This window comes from Parabacteroides sp. AM17-47, from assembly GCF_003434625.1.
Taxonomy (GTDB): Bacteria; Bacteroidota; Bacteroidia; order Bacteroidales; family Tannerellaceae; genus Parabacteroides; species Parabacteroides distasonis.
In genome coordinates this window covers 69,352-86,731 of sequence record NZ_QTLI01000004.1, presented here as the reverse complement: position 1 = coordinate 86,731, position 17,380 = coordinate 69,352, and the positions used below count along the sequence as shown (strand labels likewise).

At 45.3% G+C, this 17,380-nt stretch carries 10 protein-coding genes; 4 read left to right on the top strand and 6 right to left on the bottom strand.

The window, feature by feature from the left end; all coding sequences use genetic code 11:
- Positions 1-38: 38 nt before the first annotated feature.
- The gene (locus tag DW205_RS04125; protein ID WP_005867161.1) at positions 39-3,038 is read right to left on the bottom strand and encodes a glycoside hydrolase family 3 N-terminal domain-containing protein; all 3,000 of its coding nucleotides are present in this window, start codon (positions 3,036-3,038) and stop codon (positions 39-41) included.
- Positions 3,039-3,152: 114 nt separating this feature from the next.
- On the opposite strand from DW205_RS04125, the gene DW205_RS04120 reads away from it, so the two are divergent.
- The 3 genes from DW205_RS04120 to rplS all read left to right on the top strand — a co-directional run bounded on the left by DW205_RS04120 (position 3,153) and on the right by rplS (position 7,296).
- Complete coding sequence (locus DW205_RS04120) at positions 3,153-5,789, top strand: TonB-dependent receptor domain-containing protein (protein WP_005867159.1); 2,637 nt, start codon at positions 3,153-3,155, stop codon at positions 5,787-5,789.
- Between the two features lie 5 nt (positions 5,790-5,794).
- Positions 5,795-6,811, top strand: coding sequence for a DUF4249 domain-containing protein (locus DW205_RS04115; protein WP_005867157.1), 1,017 nt, complete (start codon positions 5,795-5,797; stop codon positions 6,809-6,811).
- 137 nt (positions 6,812-6,948) lie between these two features.
- A complete protein-coding gene (gene rplS / locus DW205_RS04110; RefSeq protein ID WP_005854040.1) occupies positions 6,949-7,296 on the top strand; it encodes a 50S ribosomal protein L19 in 348 nt (115 codons plus the stop codon).
- A gap of 185 nt (positions 7,297-7,481) precedes the next feature.
- Here the strand turns inward: rplS and DW205_RS04105 are convergent, their stop codons facing one another.
- The 4 genes from DW205_RS04105 to DW205_RS04090 all read right to left on the bottom strand — a co-directional run bounded on the left by DW205_RS04105 (position 7,482) and on the right by DW205_RS04090 (position 14,814).
- Positions 7,482-9,086, bottom strand: coding sequence for an InlB B-repeat-containing protein (locus DW205_RS04105; protein WP_005867154.1), 1,605 nt, complete (start codon positions 9,084-9,086; stop codon positions 7,482-7,484).
- A gap of 5 nt (positions 9,087-9,091) precedes the next feature.
- Positions 9,092-13,168, bottom strand: a complete 4,077-nt coding sequence (locus DW205_RS04100) for a leucine-rich repeat domain-containing protein (protein WP_005867152.1) — start codon at positions 13,166-13,168, stop codon at positions 9,092-9,094.
- Positions 13,169-13,810: 642 nt separating this feature from the next.
- Positions 13,811-14,542, bottom strand: coding sequence for a DUF3990 domain-containing protein (locus tag DW205_RS04095; protein WP_005867149.1), 732 nt, complete (start codon positions 14,540-14,542; stop codon positions 13,811-13,813).
- A complete protein-coding gene (locus DW205_RS04090; protein ID WP_005867148.1) occupies positions 14,536-14,814 on the bottom strand; it encodes a DUF3791 domain-containing protein in 279 nt (92 codons plus the stop codon). The genes DW205_RS04095 and DW205_RS04090 overlap by 7 nt, the downstream gene beginning before the upstream one ends.
- Before the next feature lie 133 nt (positions 14,815-14,947).
- Here DW205_RS04090 and DW205_RS04085 point away from each other — a divergent pair, with 133 nt between their 5' ends.
- Positions 14,948-15,307: a DUF3791 domain-containing protein gene (locus DW205_RS04085; RefSeq protein ID WP_306801560.1), complete on the top strand. Its 360-nt coding sequence runs from the start codon at positions 14,948-14,950 to the stop codon at positions 15,305-15,307.
- Here DW205_RS04085 and DW205_RS04080 read toward each other — a convergent pair.
- Positions 15,214-17,283, bottom strand: a complete 2,070-nt coding sequence (locus DW205_RS04080) for an outer membrane beta-barrel protein (RefSeq protein WP_005867146.1) — start codon at positions 17,281-17,283, stop codon at positions 15,214-15,216. The two genes, DW205_RS04085 and DW205_RS04080, sit on opposite strands and share 94 nt — an antisense overlap.
- Positions 17,284-17,380: the final 97 nt, after the last annotated feature.

Genomic DNA, 17,380 nt, shown 5'->3' with positions numbered 1-17,380 from the left:
TTTTAATTAATACCTTATCTGTTAAAACTGTCACAAAATTACGAATCTTTTTGGCTTTTCCTATCAATCGCCTTATAGATCGCATCCTGTATGCGAGTACGTATATCAAGCGATCCCAGTTTATTATTTGCCCGGCTAGGATTCACCCGGTTACTCAAAAATATATAAATAAGCTGGTTATCCGGATCTATCCAAAAACAAGTACCCGTAAATCCTGTATGTCCATAGACCGAGGCGGGAGCCAAAGCCCCACAAGGCGAGGCTTTCGGATTACCAATCATCGGCTTATCAAATCCTAGCCCTCTACGGCAAGTCGGGCTCTTGCTTTGTGTAAACAAACGGCTGGTTTCCAAAGAAAGATAGCGCTCGCCGCCATAAGTCCCTTGGTTTAGCATCAATTGGAGCACCTTCGCCAGATCATTCGCGTTCGAAAATAATCCGGCGTTTCCAGAAACACCCCCTTGAAAAGCGGCCGCCTCATCATGCACATATCCGCGAAGCAATTGACGGCGGACAAATCCATCTTGCTCCGTAGGTACAATTTGCAAGGTATCCATTCGCTTCAACGGATTATAAGTGGTATGCCAAGCCCCTAACCCGCTGTAGAAATCATCCCGAAGAAACTGGTCCATCGGAGATTTCATCAGATTTTCCACCATCATTTTCAGCATAATGAAATTCACGCAACTATATACGTACCTACCTCTCGTACCCAAACGGGATTTCTTGATATCTTGAAGGATCGTATCTTTAAAGGAATCACTCACATAGAAATTACGGGCTACCTCAGTCGTAAATCCGGGTTTCCGTGTATCTGATACTATATCCGGAAGATATTTAAAATCATTCCGGACATACGTTTTAGCGTCAAAACGAACCGGATGCGTAGCGTTCTTCACCGAACTATATAAACTGCCTTTATAACTATCCTTATCAATGGCATCCAGATAGAAATTAATAGTTGGAGTCACTCCCGATTGATGGTACAGTAACTCTTTTATCGATAAATCCTTTTTATTAGACTCCTTCAACTCCGGTATAAAATCGGAGATCTTATTGTTCAAGGTGAATTTCTTCTCATCATACGCTTTCATGACCGCCAATAAAGTTCCCGCCGCCTTCGACGCCGAGGCCAAGTCATAGACCGATGACTCCGTGACCGGCTGCCTACTTTCGTAATCAAAATAACCGAACGATTTATTATAGATAATCACGCCGTCCTTCGCCACCAGCACTTGGCATCCAGGATAAGCCTTCTCATCCAATCCCTCTTTAACGATCGACTCAATTACATCCAGACGGTCCGGATTCGCTCCCACCTCTTCCGGCTGGTGATACCCCAAACGAGTCTTTTCCGTAAAAATACCAGTACCCGCATAATACAATCCCGGAATCGAAACCGGAAGTTTCCCTTTCGCCGCAATACCACCGAATATCACTTGGGCCGCATATTCCTGCGCTAAGGGAGTGCCCTCGTAAGCCAACACGACCGCCTTCGCCTTCTCGATCGACTTCTTATATTCCTTACAAGCATATGGTAAGGTAAAGAAAGCATAGACCAACTCTTTCTTCGCGGCCAACTGCCTCAACGCTAAACTCTCGGGAATGCGAATCGTATGTACGCCACAAATGATCACGTCGTATTTTTGCAATTTATTATAAACCTGCTGGACTTGGGCAGCCGTAGAACGCCGTCCAATGCTAAAGCAAGCGATCGAATCATATTCACCCAGCATTTTCTGGAATTCATTACCAACCCCGTCTCCAATCGAGAGCGCCGCGATCTTTTTCTTATTCAACTGTTTAAGAGGTAAGATCGTATCCTCATTCTTCAAAACGGTAATAGCCTCCGAATTCAACTTCGCCGCCATCCATGCCGCATGCGGAGAGTTCAAACGTTTCGATAAGCCTTTTGTTTCGACCGGCTTATAGGCATTCAATCCAGCGATATATTTGTACCTTAATATTTTCAAGCACTTGGCCTCGATCGCTTCCAGATCCAATACCCCTTCCTCGATAGCCTCTTTCACGGCCGTAAAATCATTGATTGGAGCGGCCGGAGCGAGCAAGATATCATTCCCCGCAAGCAAAGCCTTCACCGAAGGATTATCCGTTTTCTTTGTGGAAGCCCCTTTCATCGCTAAAGCATCCGTAAAGCACAGACCTTGAAAACCGAGTTCTTTCTGTAATAGATCCGTCACTACCGCCTTAGAGAAAGAAGCCGGCTTATGACTTTTGTCCAATGCCGGAACATAAAGATGTCCCGTCATTATCCCGGCGAACCCATCATATATATAACGTTTAAAAGGAAGAAGTTCCACGCTATCCAAGCGGGCCCGGTTATGGCGCACGACGGGTAATGTCTCGTGCGAGTCCTCAGAAGTATCTCCATGTCCGGGGAAATGTTTGGAGACAGACAAGATGCCCGTACTTTCCAATCCTCTTGCGTAAGCAATACCTTTCTCCGACACAGCCTCCGGATTCTCGCCAAACGAACGCAGGCCGATCACGGGATTATCCACATTGCTATTCACGTCCATATCCGGAGCGAAATTTATATGAATTCCCATTTCCCGGCACTGCCGTCCCACCTCTTTTCCATATTCCTCGATCAAGGCATTGTCCTCGATAGCGCCTAGCATCATATTTTTCGGGAAACGGGTGGTTCCGCTTAATCGCATGGAAAGTCCCCACTCCCCATCCAAAGAGACCAACATCGGAATCCGGGAAGCCTTTTGCAAACGATTGGTCACCTCCGCCTGCGTCACCGGATCCCCTTTATGGAACAAGATACCCCCGATCTTGATCTCGTTCACGTAACGCATGAGCCGTTGCATATTCCGGTTATCGGATTTAGGATTCGCTATAACCATAAATAACTGCCCGATCCGTTCATCATAACTCATAGCGTCAAACACGGAATCAACCCAATGATTCATCTTTTCCTGATCCACCTCACGATAAAGGTTCGGGACTGTTTGCGCCCCACTCGATAAAAGGGAAATACAACACAAAAGCAAGATACCAATCTGTCTCATCACAACATTATCATTATTACTCTCCAAAAATAAGAAAATATCGCAATAGTAACGTGAATTGTGATAGGGGTTTTTACTATCTTTCCTGTCTCGTAATAAAAAATGAAGTACTTCATGAAGCTAATACTACTCATAATCTTGATTATCTTCGGCTTTCAATCAAGCGCTTGGGGACAAGAGCCGACTCTCAGTATCGAGGCTAAACAAGAGCCGATCCAAGAAATCATGAAAAAAATAGAGCATCAAACAGGCATGACATTCTCCTACGATCCTTCTATTCTCAAAGGCATTTCCCGGATTACATTCAAATCTGATAACCAATCCATATCGGAATGCCTTACCCGGCTATTCCAAAAGCTCCCTCTGTCTTATCAGATAAACGGTACCCACATCATCTTGAAGAAACGCCCCCGCTCAGTAACCATCAGCGGATTTGTACGGGATAAAGCGACTACGGAGTATCTAATCGGGGCCTCCGTTTATGACTCTCGCACACAAAAGGGCACGGCTACCAATAACCACGGTTTCTTCAGTCTAACCTTACCGGTCGGGGCAGTTCGTTTGGAGACTTCCTACATCGGATACGGACGTTTCTCACATACATTCCAACCGCTCGAACGGGATACCGTGATGGAAATTCTGCTGGAAAGCGGTGAAGCATTGGCCGAAGTTGTCGTTACCGGTAGTAATGACACACAAAACCCGATACAAGCCCCTCAGATGGGAACGATTAAAATAACCCGGAAGATGATCAAGACCATCCCGACCTTATTCGGTGAGGCCGATGTGATCAAAGCCCTGCAAACCCAACCCGGCGTATCAGCCGGAACGGAAGGATTAGCCGGGATGTATGTCCGTGGGGGGAATGGAGACGAGAACCTGTATATGATAGACGGAATCCAACTGTATCAGGTCAATCATCTCGGAGGACTTTTCTCCGCTTTCAACGCCGAGGCTTTGAAAGATGTGGATTTTTATAAATCCGCTTTCCCCGCCCGCTATGGGGGAAGGCTTTCCAGCGTAGTGGATGTGCATACTAAAGATGGCAATATGAAAGAGTACCATGGTAGCGCCATGCTGGGATTGACCTCCGGTAACTTAAATTTCGAAGGGCCGATCATTAAAAACCGGACTTCGTTCAACGCCTCCTTCCGTCGCTCTTGGCTGGATGGCTTGTCCGCACCGGGTTTGGCGATCTACAATAAAATTCAGAAAAAGAATGGGGAGAAATTCAGCGCACGCTATGCTTTTACCGATCTGAACCTAAAAGTAAACCACCATATCAATGACCGGAGCCAAGCTTACGTTAATTTCTATTTCGGACAGGATTTCCTAAAAGGAGGAAGTTCCGAGTTCTCCGTAGGTGATGATATAACCCCTTTCGAGAACAAGGACTTTGGAAAGATGCGCTGGGGTAACATCGCATTATCTTCCGGCTGGTCGTATGTGTTTAACAACAAGATGTTCGGTACCGTCACCTTGGCTTATTCCCATTATCAATCCAAACTAAAACAAGAGACTTCACAATACTACGGAACCGAGGGTGACAAAGATTATTCTTCACGTTTTATCGAGACCTCAACCCGAAACGGTATCAATGATTTCGGAGTCCATGCGAACTTCGACTATATTCCTACCCCGGCACATCATATCCGTTATGGCACCGACTATCTTTACCATCGTTTCAGCCCGGAATATATCGAGGAAAAGACCTCCGAGAATTTGTCTCCGACCAAACGAACTACCGGAGACGAGCGCCTTTCAGCGAATGAGTTGGCTGTTTTCGCCGAAGATGACTGGGCGATATCTTCCATTGTCCGGGTTAACGCCGGATTACGCCTGAACATGTATAATATACAAAAGAAGACATATGTCTCCTTAGACCCTCGTTTATCCGTACGCTTTCTGCTCACGAGGAATCTAAGCCTTAAGACCTCATACGCCCAGATGAATCAATACGTACATCAGATCAGCGAAAGTTATATGAGTCTCCCTACCGATATGTGGATGCCGGTCAGCAAGAAGCTGAAGCCATTGGAGAGTGATCAAGTATCCGTCGGCGCTTATTACAATTTACACAAAGACTATTCCTTCTCGGTGGAAGGTTATCATAAATGGATGAATCACCTACTGGATTATAAAGATGGTTACAACTTCTTACCCTCGTTCGTCGGTTGGGAGGAGAAACTGGCCGCCGGTAAGGGGTGGGCCTACGGAGCGGAGTTTATCGCCCGGAAAGAGACGGGGCGTATAACAGGATGGATCGGATACGGACTAATGTGGAGCGACCGGCAGTTCGACGAGATTAATAATGGCAAACGTTTCCCCGCGAAATACGATAACCGCCATAAGCTGAATATCGTCGCAAACTGGAAGATCAACGAGAAATTGGAACTGACCGGAAGCTGGACTTTCATGACCGGAAACCGGGTTACGGTGGCATTCGAGAATTACGAGGATTTGGGCCTCACTCCTGTCCCTCCGCTCTTACCGGAAGGAGGCTTGGACTATTTCACGGAGCGTAATAACGTACGTCTCCCCGCTTACCACCGCTTAGATCTGGGGATTAATATTTATCGACCTAAAAAGAACGGCCATCTCGGTATCTGGAATATCAGCGTATATAACGCTTATTGCCAGATGAACCCGATAACTATCCATAAGCGGTCTTGGATAAACTACAGCCATTATTTCGAGACGTTATCGCTCTTACCGATCATTCCGTCTATATCATATACTTATAAATTCTAAAGAACATGAAACCTATATTCTATTTATCAATCTTATTATCCAGCCTGCTCCTAACCTCCTGCTACAGGAAGTTTGACCTAGAGGAATATCGTACTACACCGAAAATGGTGATCAACTCGGCCTTCTCGCCGGATACAGTCGTAATGGCCAGCATATCCCGCACATGGTTTCACTCAGAGAGCAAGCCGGACGTGACGATTCGAAACGCCAAGGTGGAATTATATATAGACGGGATCTTCAAGGAGGAGATGCCTTGGAAAGAATATTCCTATTGGAAATCTTCTCGTTGGCTCGGAGAGGATCGAGGTGGATGGGTAACAGATACGCTTTATATATCGAATACGGTTCCACTGCCCGGACAAACCGTAAAGATAGTAGCTTCTACCCCGGAATATGGAACAGCCTCGGCGGAAGATAAGATTCCTTCCAAGACCGAAATCAAAGGCCTGCGCATAATTCCCCGTAAAGAAGCTACCGGCAACGGCGGTACCCTTGTCGATGGAGATGGGAATATCTCCTACATAGAAGAAAACGATGTGCTTATCTATCAAATCACTTTCCAAGATACCCCGGGTAAATCAAATTACTATTCTCTACAGATATGGGGAGATGACGACCATCTTGGTGTCCTGTTGGACTTCTCCGTAGATCCCGTATTCACGCAACAACAAGGTATCTTGGATGAGGTTTTCGGCTCTTCGATGGTAAATTGGCGGGGACGGGTATTTTCCGACGAGCTGTTCGACGGGAAGGAATACACGTTGCAAGTAAAAGAACAACTCAGGTCCGATACTAAATATTATACCAAACGCCATATTCGTTTATATTCCCTGTCCGAACCCTATTACCAATATCTGCTATCTTTACAAAACATCGAGAATGAAGGTATCATGGGCGGACTTACGAATGTAGGTCTGGCCGAGCCTGTCCGGATCTACAGCAATGTGGAAGGAGGAACGGGAATCGCTGGTGGATGTCAATGGTTTGAATCCTTGGTAGACATAAAAGATTTAATCAAATAGCGAGCAAAAAAGCATCTATCTATTGCGAATCAAATATTTATTTCGTTACTTTGCACCCGCTTTACGTAATCTCTGTCGGGAAATGTAGCCCGTTAAATTGCGTTTCATTATAAATTACAATTAAAAAGCTATAAACAATGGATTTAATTAAGATTGCAGAAGAAGCGTTCGCTACGAAGAAGGAACTTCCTTCATTCAAGAGTGGTGATACGATCACGGTAGCTTACCGTATCAAAGAGGGTAACAAAGAGCGTATCCAGCAGTATCGCGGTGTTGTTATCCGTATCTCCGGTCACGGCGACAAAAAACGTTTCACAGTTCGTAAGATGTCTGAGAACGTAGGTGTAGAGAGAATTTTCCCGATCGAATCTCCGTTTATCGAAAGCATCACGGTTAACAAAGTCGGTAAAGTACGTCGTGCTAAATTGTACTACTTGCGTGCTCTTACCGGTAAGAAAGCAAGAATCAAAGAAAAGAGAGTGTAATCTCTCCGATTCTATTGCCATACAAAAAGCCATCCAGCGGAATGCCGGATGGCTTTTTGTTTATCGTTTCTTACAATGCCCATCGTAAGCATCTAACAATGCCCATTCAAAGGAGCTTACGATGGGCATTATAAGAACCTTAGAATGGGCATTGAAAGAATCATATATCCAAATCACGCCACGGACTACCGTCCGGAGGACAATTTACAGACGATACGAGTACCATCCGTTGCCTCGATAACGAGAAGTAAGGGGCTACGTATGGATAAGCGATAGATATCACCTTGTTCCATTTGGCCGTTAGTACCTAATAAGTCCCCCTCGAACGAATAAACCATCAATCTACGGATCGCTTGGCGAGCAGTCACGCAGAGTTGGTTCCCGGAGAAAGCGATCGTGACTAGTTCCTCCCTAACGATCGTCTCATTGGCTACCGTACCTTTGGTATACACCGCACGAATAGCGGGCAAGGCCGCACGTAGAATATTGACATCAAAATCATAATTCAACGCTTTCGACAATAACTGATCTAGCAAGTACCATCCCATAAAGGTATGGTCTACGATCGGTTCAGCCTTCAAGTTAATGACATCACCTCTATAGCGAGTCACTTCCGCCCAACCGTTCTCTCCACCCTCTACTTCCAAGTCAACGGGTAATTCCCGAAATTTAGCCTCTAGCTTACCCATATCTTTACCGATCAAGATCTCATGGCTCATCTCCGCCTCCGGGATAAACACGCCATCCAAATACCAACCTTCAAAAGCATAACCCGGTTTCGGCATCGCGATGATCTCGACCGTTTGGCCGGGAATGGCTTCGCCTATCACTTCCACCTCGCCGCCTTTCTCCGTAGATGAAGGATCATCCGGATTCGGCCCGGGTACGATCTCCACCTCATCCACCGGTGCCTCTCTCTTCTTGAAACGAGCCTCGATCGTAGTGGTTCGCTTACTAATAGTCAACGTATAAGAGATGTCGGTAGACAGGCACATACCCGCCTCATCATACCAGCCGATAAAGTCATAGTCTTTCGTAGGCGAGGCGATCACGGTCACCTTATCCCCTAACTCATAGATACCGTTTCCGCTTTGCGATACATAGCCGGCCTCCGGATCGGAAGTGTTCACGTAAAGGCAATACCCGATCTCCGGTTCGGAAGGATCTTTCGGCTTCCAGTCGTACACGGCCCGCAGGTAAACATGCTTGCCCGGCATGGTGAAGCGATAGGTTGCCTCTTCCGACACTTTCTTCCCATCGCTCTCCCAATGGTTGAACACATAATCGGGATAAGCATGGGCGATAAGTGTCACCTCTTTGCCATTCTCATAAATACCTTGGCCATTCTGTTCTACCCATCCAGCCATGGAGGAGCTGACGGTCGTAATCAGATTATAATAACCATTTCCCGGCTCCGATGGATTCTCCTTCGGGTTAAAACATAGCTTGGCTATCAAGCGAGCGTTTTTCTCCGTAAGGGTGAAGGTATATTCCGAGAGGCCGGATAACTCCTCGCCATCGGCGGACTGCCAAGCCACAAACTCATAATTCGTATGCGGATAGGCCCGTACCGTTACTTCCGTACCCGTATCATAAATGCCGGAGGGATTCGTTTGCTCCAAATAAGCGGATCCGTGGGGATCCGTGGAGAGTAAGAGCGTTAGTTTCCCCGGCTCCGGTGGAGGAGTCGGATTGAACTCATCCTGCGCATAGACTTGCCCGATGGATCCTCCGAGGAAGATCCAAAGAGACAAAGCCATCGTAATATATCGAAACAATCGTTTTCTCATAGCGATTACCATTTAATGGAACAAGTCTGACGCTCGCCCGCTTTTGTCGTCCATGTCATGTAATAAATACCAGACTGAGGTAGGGCCATATGTACCTCACCATCCGTCACTTTACCAGCGAAATGAATACGACCCGCCGCATCGCATACACTCAAAGTTTCCACATCACGCAAGCCGGACACGATCAACAAGCCTTCTCGCACGTTCCAGCGAATCGACGCATCGATTGCCTCAACAGAAGTCACCACATCGCTTCTCAGCTCAAAGCGGTCAGAGAGGGTTCCAGCCTCGGCCTCGAAGGTATAAGCCTCTTGGTTCAGGTCGCATACGGCACCCGTCTGCTTATCCACCAACTGAATACCTTTGCCAATCTTCTCTTTCAATGAGATCGTATAGCTTCCCTTAGCAGGCAGGACACATCCAAGGCGTACCACGCCATCCGCTACCGGACGCTCGTTGATAGCCAATCGATTCCCTTGCGTATCCAAGCTATAGAAAGAGGCGGCCTCCGCATTCGGACTGCCGAACTTGGCAGCATCAAGACCGATCTCATACTCCAGCGAGGCAGCCTCGTTGAATACCACACGGGTACGGTCGCTTGCCTTCTCGCCTGCCAACAGCAGGTTGACAACTTGACGGTTATCCACACTACGTAACGCTGAAGCTGCTTGCGTTTCCCTCGGCAGGGCAGCCACACGGCCCTCCGGATTGAATACTAAGTTGGAAGTCTTCTTTTGTACGAAGAAGGCCGTAAGCGGTGCCAGATAGACATCCTTATCATCCTGCGTATAATACTCGTAGTTATTCAAATCGGGAGACCAAACCGTCACCGTAGCGTCCAATCCATCAGCGAACAATCGCTCCACGCTATAATAGGCGGGATACGGATTCCCCACGAAGTTCCAATTGGCATTCATGGCATTATCCGAGGCGTAGGTATTCAACGGAATCGCCACGCTCGCCCGATTAAGGAGGGCTTTCATATCACCGGTCTGGGTAGTAAATCCATCGGCCATCGTATCGTCGCTATTGAATTGGATAATATATCCCTTATTTGCCTTCAAGGTCTCCGAGTCGCAAAGCTGTCGCCAAGACTCACCCACTCCCTTATCGGCACGAGACTTGCCATCGTATTCCCGTACGACAAAGCGAGCGTCGCTGCTTGTCAGCTTGATCTCGGACATCTTCAAGTCGTAGGGGAAGGATACGAAATGCCAATAGTTACTCCTAGCGTTCCAATTGAAGGAGATCGCCTCGGTCTGTATCTCAGCATCCACCAGCAAGGAGGCATCCCGATAGTAAGCAAAGCTCTTCGGTTTCCAAATCTCATTACCCTCAACGGTGAGGCTACCGTGATGCAAAATTACAGCAGGTCCATCCACCTTATTCTGATCATTTACGATGACATTACCACCGTTAACAACCATAAGTCCATCGTCGAAGAAACGAGCCTCCAAGGATCGGTCTACCATACCAACTTGCACCGTCAACTCTTCTTCCTTGGAAACACATTGATCATTCTCATACCAACCAGCAAACAATCGAGGATCATCGGCAGGCATCTCCACCCTCACCGTAATGGATTTACTATCATTTCTTACCATTTGAAGAAGGTCTGATGTATTAGGGAAACTTATACGCACGAATTTACCGACAAATGCTTTGTCCTCCTTACCTGCCTTATAAGTATATATAGTATCATCGGAGACTTTTGTCTCACCATCATACCAGCCAAAGAACAAATTAACATATTTAGCCCAATAATAATCTTCCCAATTTCCATCCTGACAAACCGCCTTCAAAGTCACTATTTCCCCCTCTTCATAGGCACCGCTACCTTCTACCCATCCATAATTTTCATTATTAGAAGTTGACGTAATCAACTGCCCAAACTCCACAATGTTATTTCCGAATGGAGACCAATAGGTGTTTGCTTTATAAGTATCCTTCATGCCTTTCGGGACGTAAACTTTACAGGTGGTCTTATCTACGGATTTAAAAACATCAGCTCCATCCAAACGTACCATCTCTGTAGACTTCAACTTGATAGATGAGACCTTTGCGGAAGCGAAAGCAGAATTGCCTATGGATCGTAAGGTACCGGGGAAAGATAATGTGCCGGTGATCGGACATGCATAGAATGCATTGTTGCCTATATAAGACAAGGACGTATTCAAGAAGTCCACGGAAGTAACACCAGTATTATTAAAAGCGTAACCGTCAATCCGCTCCAATCCATCCGGAAGTTTCAATGAAACGGGTACGCATGAGCTGGAAGAGAAAGTAGAGTAACCGATCGCCTTCAAGTGAGACAATAACGATAAATCAATCTTTTGCAAGCTGTAACAGTCCGAGAACGCAGACTCCCCTATCCTTTCTACAAACTCGGGCATATTCACTTTCCGCAATGCGGATAAACCAGAGAACGCAGAATTACCTATCTCCTTTATCGTATTCGGAAGGATAACTTCTTCCAAATAACGCAACCCTCCAAACGCACTATCCGGCAACCTATCCTCTTCCATCGTAGCCTTGCTCAAATCAGCCTTTTGCAACAGCTCTATTTGCTTAATGACCTCGAAGTCACTAGCGTTCATCGGACCGGTGATACGCAATTCTAAGATAGTAGCCAATGGAATATTCAGTTCCGTCAATTTCGCACCCAGCGAACCAGCCGCCTCCAAGGTCACTACTACAGGATCCGCATCAATCTCTACAATCTTGCTTTCTTTCCAAAAAGCAGCCTCACGATAAGCCTTAGCAAAGCCTTTCGGTACATATACCAACGCATTCTCCAAACCGATCGATTGCGACAAGCCGATCGGCTTCTCAGCCTTCATGATTACTTTCGCTCCTCTTCCCGAGAAAGATCCGTTATAAAAAGCCTCTCCTTTTATAGTCAACACAGATTCCGGGATCGTCAGTTCCATCAATGATTCGTTATAAGGAAACGAACGCTCACCAAGCGTCTTCACCGTAGAAGGAATCGTATAAGCCTCATTCTTCTTTCCCGCCGGATAGAGTAATAAAGTAGCCTTGTCCACCACAAAAAGGACTCCATCGATAGAGGTATAGAAACCGTTATTGATTACGACTTCCTCCAAAGAAGAACACCCTTCAAAAGCAGCTAGATTCAACGTATTCAAGGATACACAATTACTCAGATCTACTTTTTTCAAGCTTTGACAAGAACTAAACGTTCCAGAAGAAATAACTGCGAGCTGTGTGCTTTTACTGAAATCAACGCTAGTGATATTACGACAATTAGAAAAGGCAGATCTACCCAATTGGGTGATTCCAGAAGCAAAAGCGATATCACCAGCCAAGGCACAACCTTCAAAAGCTCTTTCGCCTATATCTTTTAAGGCTGTCAATTGAGAGAAATCGAAACCAGATAATTGATAACACCCATTAAATGCATAAGATTCTATCGTCTTCAATGCCGAGCAACCAGATAACTCCACCGTTTGCAAAGAGGAACACTCGCCAAATACCCAACTCCCCAAACTCGTCAGCTTAACGCATCCCGTCAAATTTACCGTCACTAAATTGCTACAAAACCTAAAAGCAGAAGACCCTATTTCCACTAAATTCACACACGTCGATAAATCCAAGCTCAGCAAACCACTACATTTATAAAAGGCATTATATTCTATCCTCTGCAATTGCGTAGCTTTCGAGAAATCCAAGTCTGTCAAGGTACTACAGTCAGAGAAGGCCTCCCGCTCTATAATTTGAAGTACTCCCGGAAATACCACTTTTCGGAGCGTCAACTTGTTTTGGAAAGAATTAGCTGGGATATAGCGTAAATCTGCCCAAGCGCCACCCATTTTAGGCAACTCCGTCACCCCACTCATATCCAGCACTTGAAGCATACCCATCTGCTCCTTCATCGTCTTAAAGTCCTCCGCTCTCAGTAGCCCATTTACTTTCAAGCTCGTTACCTTGCCCACATCCGCTCCTAGCTCGGATGCCAGCGTATTGGCAGAGGTCAGTGTTACCTCCTTCACCAATTGCGCATATACACTACTACTTATCCCAAGTCCTACGAGAAAAGCAAAAAGAAAGAAAAGTTTTTTCATACTCATTCTATTTGAATTAATAATTGATTTACCCTACAATCATCAACCGCTCCTTATCATCCACACAAAGAAAAAGCGCGAGGCTTAGCCATTGTCACCCACCTCTAGGTATCCCCATACCCTGCCCGGATAACAAACAGCAGCCCCACGCTTCATTATAAGATGCTCCTCTCGAAGTAACTATAACAAGCATGGGCGTCTGTTGTTATTATTCCCGGGCACGAAATTGGGGATTTCAGAAGTGGGAATAATATCTTTTAACGCCTTTTCCACGAAAACGAACCCGCCGAGCTTCCACTCTAACGGCTCGGTACAAAGTACGGAATTTCCCATGAATCCCGCAAACATCCATGCGAATATTTAGAATTCCTCATCCAATCCATAAGGACAAAAGCCGAAACAAACCAAAACAAATGTTTCTTGAACCCTATGTAAATTTCCGCACTACCTAATATATACTTTATTCAGCGACAGCGAACGTTCGTTCGGCGGCAGTGAATATATATTCGGCGGCAGCGAATGATCGTTCGCCGCCGCCAAACGAAGAATACAAGCTTATCTTTTAGAGAATAAGAAGGTTATAAAGGAAGAATACGAACAAGTGTCCTTTTGTATAGAAGGAACCGCACGCAAGTTAAGACACTAGCCCTGTTTATCTTGCAGCTCTCGTATGATTTCGTCAAGAATGTAGAGATCGCTTTTTAAAAGCAAATCTCCATTCCGTAATGTTAGGCATTTATAAGTATCACTATTATAAAAAAGGTCTAATGCTTTATCGGTAGAAATACGCAAACGAGACGCAAGCAGTTCGATAACTCCCCTATATTTACCCTGCATAACCGTATCAGCCGCACCAGGGACAACAAGTGGAGCAGATGTTTTAGGTAAAAGAAACGCTTCCGTAAAGCAGAGGCAACGATCTATGATCTCTTGGTTAATTATGCAAATCTGGTTATTAGGCTCTTGATGGATAAGACGAGCCAAGGCCTCCTCGCGTGTATAATCCCCACGCATATAAAGGTCAATCGTACGAATCACACGGTCATCCGCTATACCTCCTTCTATCATGTCATAAGCTGACCACAAATTTCGACCTTGACGACAGGCCACTACAAAGTCTAACCAATCAGCATCATAAGTTTCGAAACATAAATAGCGATATGGCAAGACACGACAGACATCCATATCCAAAGAATAAACATTCAGCCAAGCCTCATCCTTATGACGTACCTCTGCTGTACGAAGTGCCCAACGAACTGCCTGTTCTTTCAAGTCCGTAACATAGAACCCGATTCCAAAATCCAGATTAGGCCGGCAAACCCCAGCCAAAGGCTCCTCTATACGGCAAGTGGAACCATGATAAACCGTCAACATAGTGTTTTCCCTTTCTCTTCAATACTACGGAAGGGTTTATATCCGTCCGGGAGCCATTGAGGATCACGATAGTAAATATATTCTAAGATGGAGTCTACGATATATGATTTCCCTTGCGTATGCAAGGTATCGTAATAAGAGCGGATATAGCCATTGATCGCTCCTAGTTCCTTCAGTTTATTATATACATCCGAACCATAACGCCCTAATCGTTCCGCGGTACTCTCTATGCAATAAATCATAAATTCCAGTTGCTTCTCCTCTATAGTCATAACCCTATCCTTTTTCTGGTTATAGATAACAAAGTTAGCAAATACTTCTCAGTTATACAAAGACAAATATCATTTTAGTACTACCACTACGGAATCCTCTATTATAGATAATTTCATCCACGGATTTTATCGCATGAGCCGCTTTTTACGTACATTTAAAGCAAATTCATCTAAGCGACATGGAAAAATGGATAAACAAATCGAACTATCGCAAACAGAAATAGAGCTAGCGTTCGCTTCCTTTTGTATAGAAGGAACCGCACGCAAATTGGGGCAGCCTTATCAAGAGGTGTTCGCACGCATGAAACGGGTAGGAATGATAGAGAACTATATCCTACCCAATTATGATATATTGCATACTGAAAGCCGCGAACACGTAATCGACAATATAGATGTAACTTACTTCCGACTATTCAATATACCCGATTCATTATCTGAATTATATAACTTACGATCCACGGATTTGTATTTGCGACCGAAATCTAAGTGGTAAGAGAATCCGATCTCGAAGCCCGGATAAATATCACCAAAACGCTGATCGGTCACATAGGGAGCGATCGCTGAAAGGTTCTTACTCCGGTAACAGGCGGATGATGTAAATTGGGTAGAGAAAGAAGCGCTTAACTGAACCTTCCCGATTCTATAACCGATACCCAACCTATTAAAACGATCGGCCTCACGACTGGTCTCACCCGAAAAACTATAGCTTCTCTTATAAATCAACAGGTTAAAATTAAAGTTCTTCACATCGCTATTCAAAGAGATCACATAGAAGGGATCCGTGTATGTATGCGAATAGCTATTTCCATTCGATTGGAAATGGTTCAAGCCTCCGGAGATATTCATGCGCAGATAATCGCCGAAGGGTGAATAATTCAAATACAGTTCCGGCGTAAAACGATGGAAACTCCGTTGGTTATCGTAGGTACGGATAAAAAGTCCCCGGCTAACGTCATACAGGGTCTCTTCCATGACCATGCGGGGCTGGTATTGGTAAGAGAAAGTAAAGCCGGCCTTGACCTTTGCCGTATTCACATGAAATTCCACGGCGTTGTTATGATATAAGAAAGGGGATAGACCCGGATTACCTCTACGAACCTGTAAGGAATCAATCCATTGCTCCACGTTACTCAACTCAGACAAGGATGGGTTTACATTGCGCAGGGTATACCGATAACGAGCGGATAATACCTCATTGATAGTATAAGTAAGTGTTACCTGCGGGCGGAAATACCACCGATTATAAGAGCCCGAGTTTTCTTGCGATAGATAATTACGGGAGGCGCCCAAACCTACGTTATAAACCAACTTCTTCCAAGTTCCTACGTATTGCGCATACATATACGATTCAGATTCCGTCATATGGGTCGTATAATCACCGGAACCGGAATATACGTTGTCCGTATAAGCCTGCGTATGTTTCAAACCGGCGGAAATGCGACCGGTCTCTAGCTCTTTCTCGTAGATACCCTCTCCGATTACCGAATAGCGCTTTCCATCTACTTTCGTATAAATATCTGTCAAAGGAATACTTTCCAGTTCTTCCCGGTAGGTATGACGGCTATCGGTATTCGAATAAGTTCCCACGACATTGACAGCCAATGATTGTTTACGTGGTAATTTCCGGAAATAATACAAGTCGAGCGAGGGACGGGTATTCAAGGATTTATTATTATCGATAAGATCGGTCGTCATCTTGCTCTCGCTATTCCTTAAAAGGGCACTGCTATAGTTATGCGGATAGTCATAATAATAAAAATTCAGCTTAGCGTTCAAGAAATAATCATCATCCTTCGTGTAGTTATAATTCGCCGTCGTAGTCCAATACATCTCATAATCCCTCCCGGGGATTCCTTCCTGTGTTCGCTGGAAGGTACCATCTGGGGTATGAAAGATTTCCTTCCGGTCTTGCCATGCCTCTTTATACCGGTGTCCGTTCGCAAAGCTGGATAAAGAGAACTCCGAACGTCCTCGGTTATACTTACCATATATATAATCTGCCATCCAAAACGTGTTTAATTGATGGCTTAAATCCACGCCGAGATTTCCTCCGGAAGTCCGCTTGATCGTTATATAATCCAAGACGATATCGATTCCTTCCCCATATCGCAAGCCGGGGTTATCGTGATATTCCACCCGTTTGATATCCTCCGGCGAGAGGGCTGCGACTTCTAAGGAAGAAGCCAACACGCCATTTATACGCAACTGAACGTTTCCATTCGCCATAGAGATACTTTTCGTATTCGGATCTACCCATAGACGAGGTAAGGACATCCGCCTTGTCAAATCCAAGCCATCCATCGAGCGCCGCACTTGGTCTTTAGAGGGGAATATAAGTTGACGGTCTTTCTTCCTTATAATCGAAGAGGCTTGAATGGTAACCTCATCCAAATCGATCGTTTTCTCCTCTTGCGCGTTTACCAAAAAGGCAACGCAAATCAATCCCACAAATAATACTTGTCTTCTCATAAAATTCAAATTTGATTCGAGACAAATGTAAGGAGGGAAACAGCTAAAATCGATTTATACAGGCAAGAAACTAAAGTGCAAGGCATTATACACATAC

Bases quoted from the DNA above. Each gene is read 5' to 3' on its own strand.
- DW205_RS04125 (WP_005867161.1), bottom strand. From the start codon at position 3,038: ATGAGACAGATTGGTATCTTGCTTTTGTGTTGTATTTCCCTTTTATCG.
- DW205_RS04120 (WP_005867159.1), top strand. From the start codon at position 3,153: ATGAAGCTAATACTACTCATAATCTTGATTATCTTCGGCTTTCAATCA.
- DW205_RS04115 (WP_005867157.1), top strand. From the start codon at position 5,795: ATGAAACCTATATTCTATTTATCAATCTTATTATCCAGCCTGCTCCTA.
- rplS (WP_005854040.1), top strand. From the start codon at position 6,949: ATGGATTTAATTAAGATTGCAGAAGAAGCGTTCGCTACGAAGAAGGAA.
- DW205_RS04105 (WP_005867154.1), bottom strand. From the start codon at position 9,086: ATGAGAAAACGATTGTTTCGATATATTACGATGGCTTTGTCTCTTTGG.
- DW205_RS04100 (WP_005867152.1), bottom strand. From the start codon at position 13,168: ATGAAAAAACTTTTCTTTCTTTTTGCTTTTCTCGTAGGACTTGGGATA.
- DW205_RS04095 (WP_005867149.1), bottom strand. From the start codon at position 14,542: ATGTTGACGGTTTATCATGGTTCCACTTGCCGTATAGAGGAGCCTTTG.
- DW205_RS04090 (WP_005867148.1), bottom strand. From the start codon at position 14,814: ATGACTATAGAGGAGAAGCAACTGGAATTTATGATTTATTGCATAGAG.
- DW205_RS04085 (WP_306801560.1), top strand. From the start codon at position 14,948: ATGAGCCGCTTTTTACGTACATTTAAAGCAAATTCATCTAAGCGACAT.
- DW205_RS04080 (WP_005867146.1), bottom strand. From the start codon at position 17,283: ATGAGAAGACAAGTATTATTTGTGGGATTGATTTGCGTTGCCTTTTTG.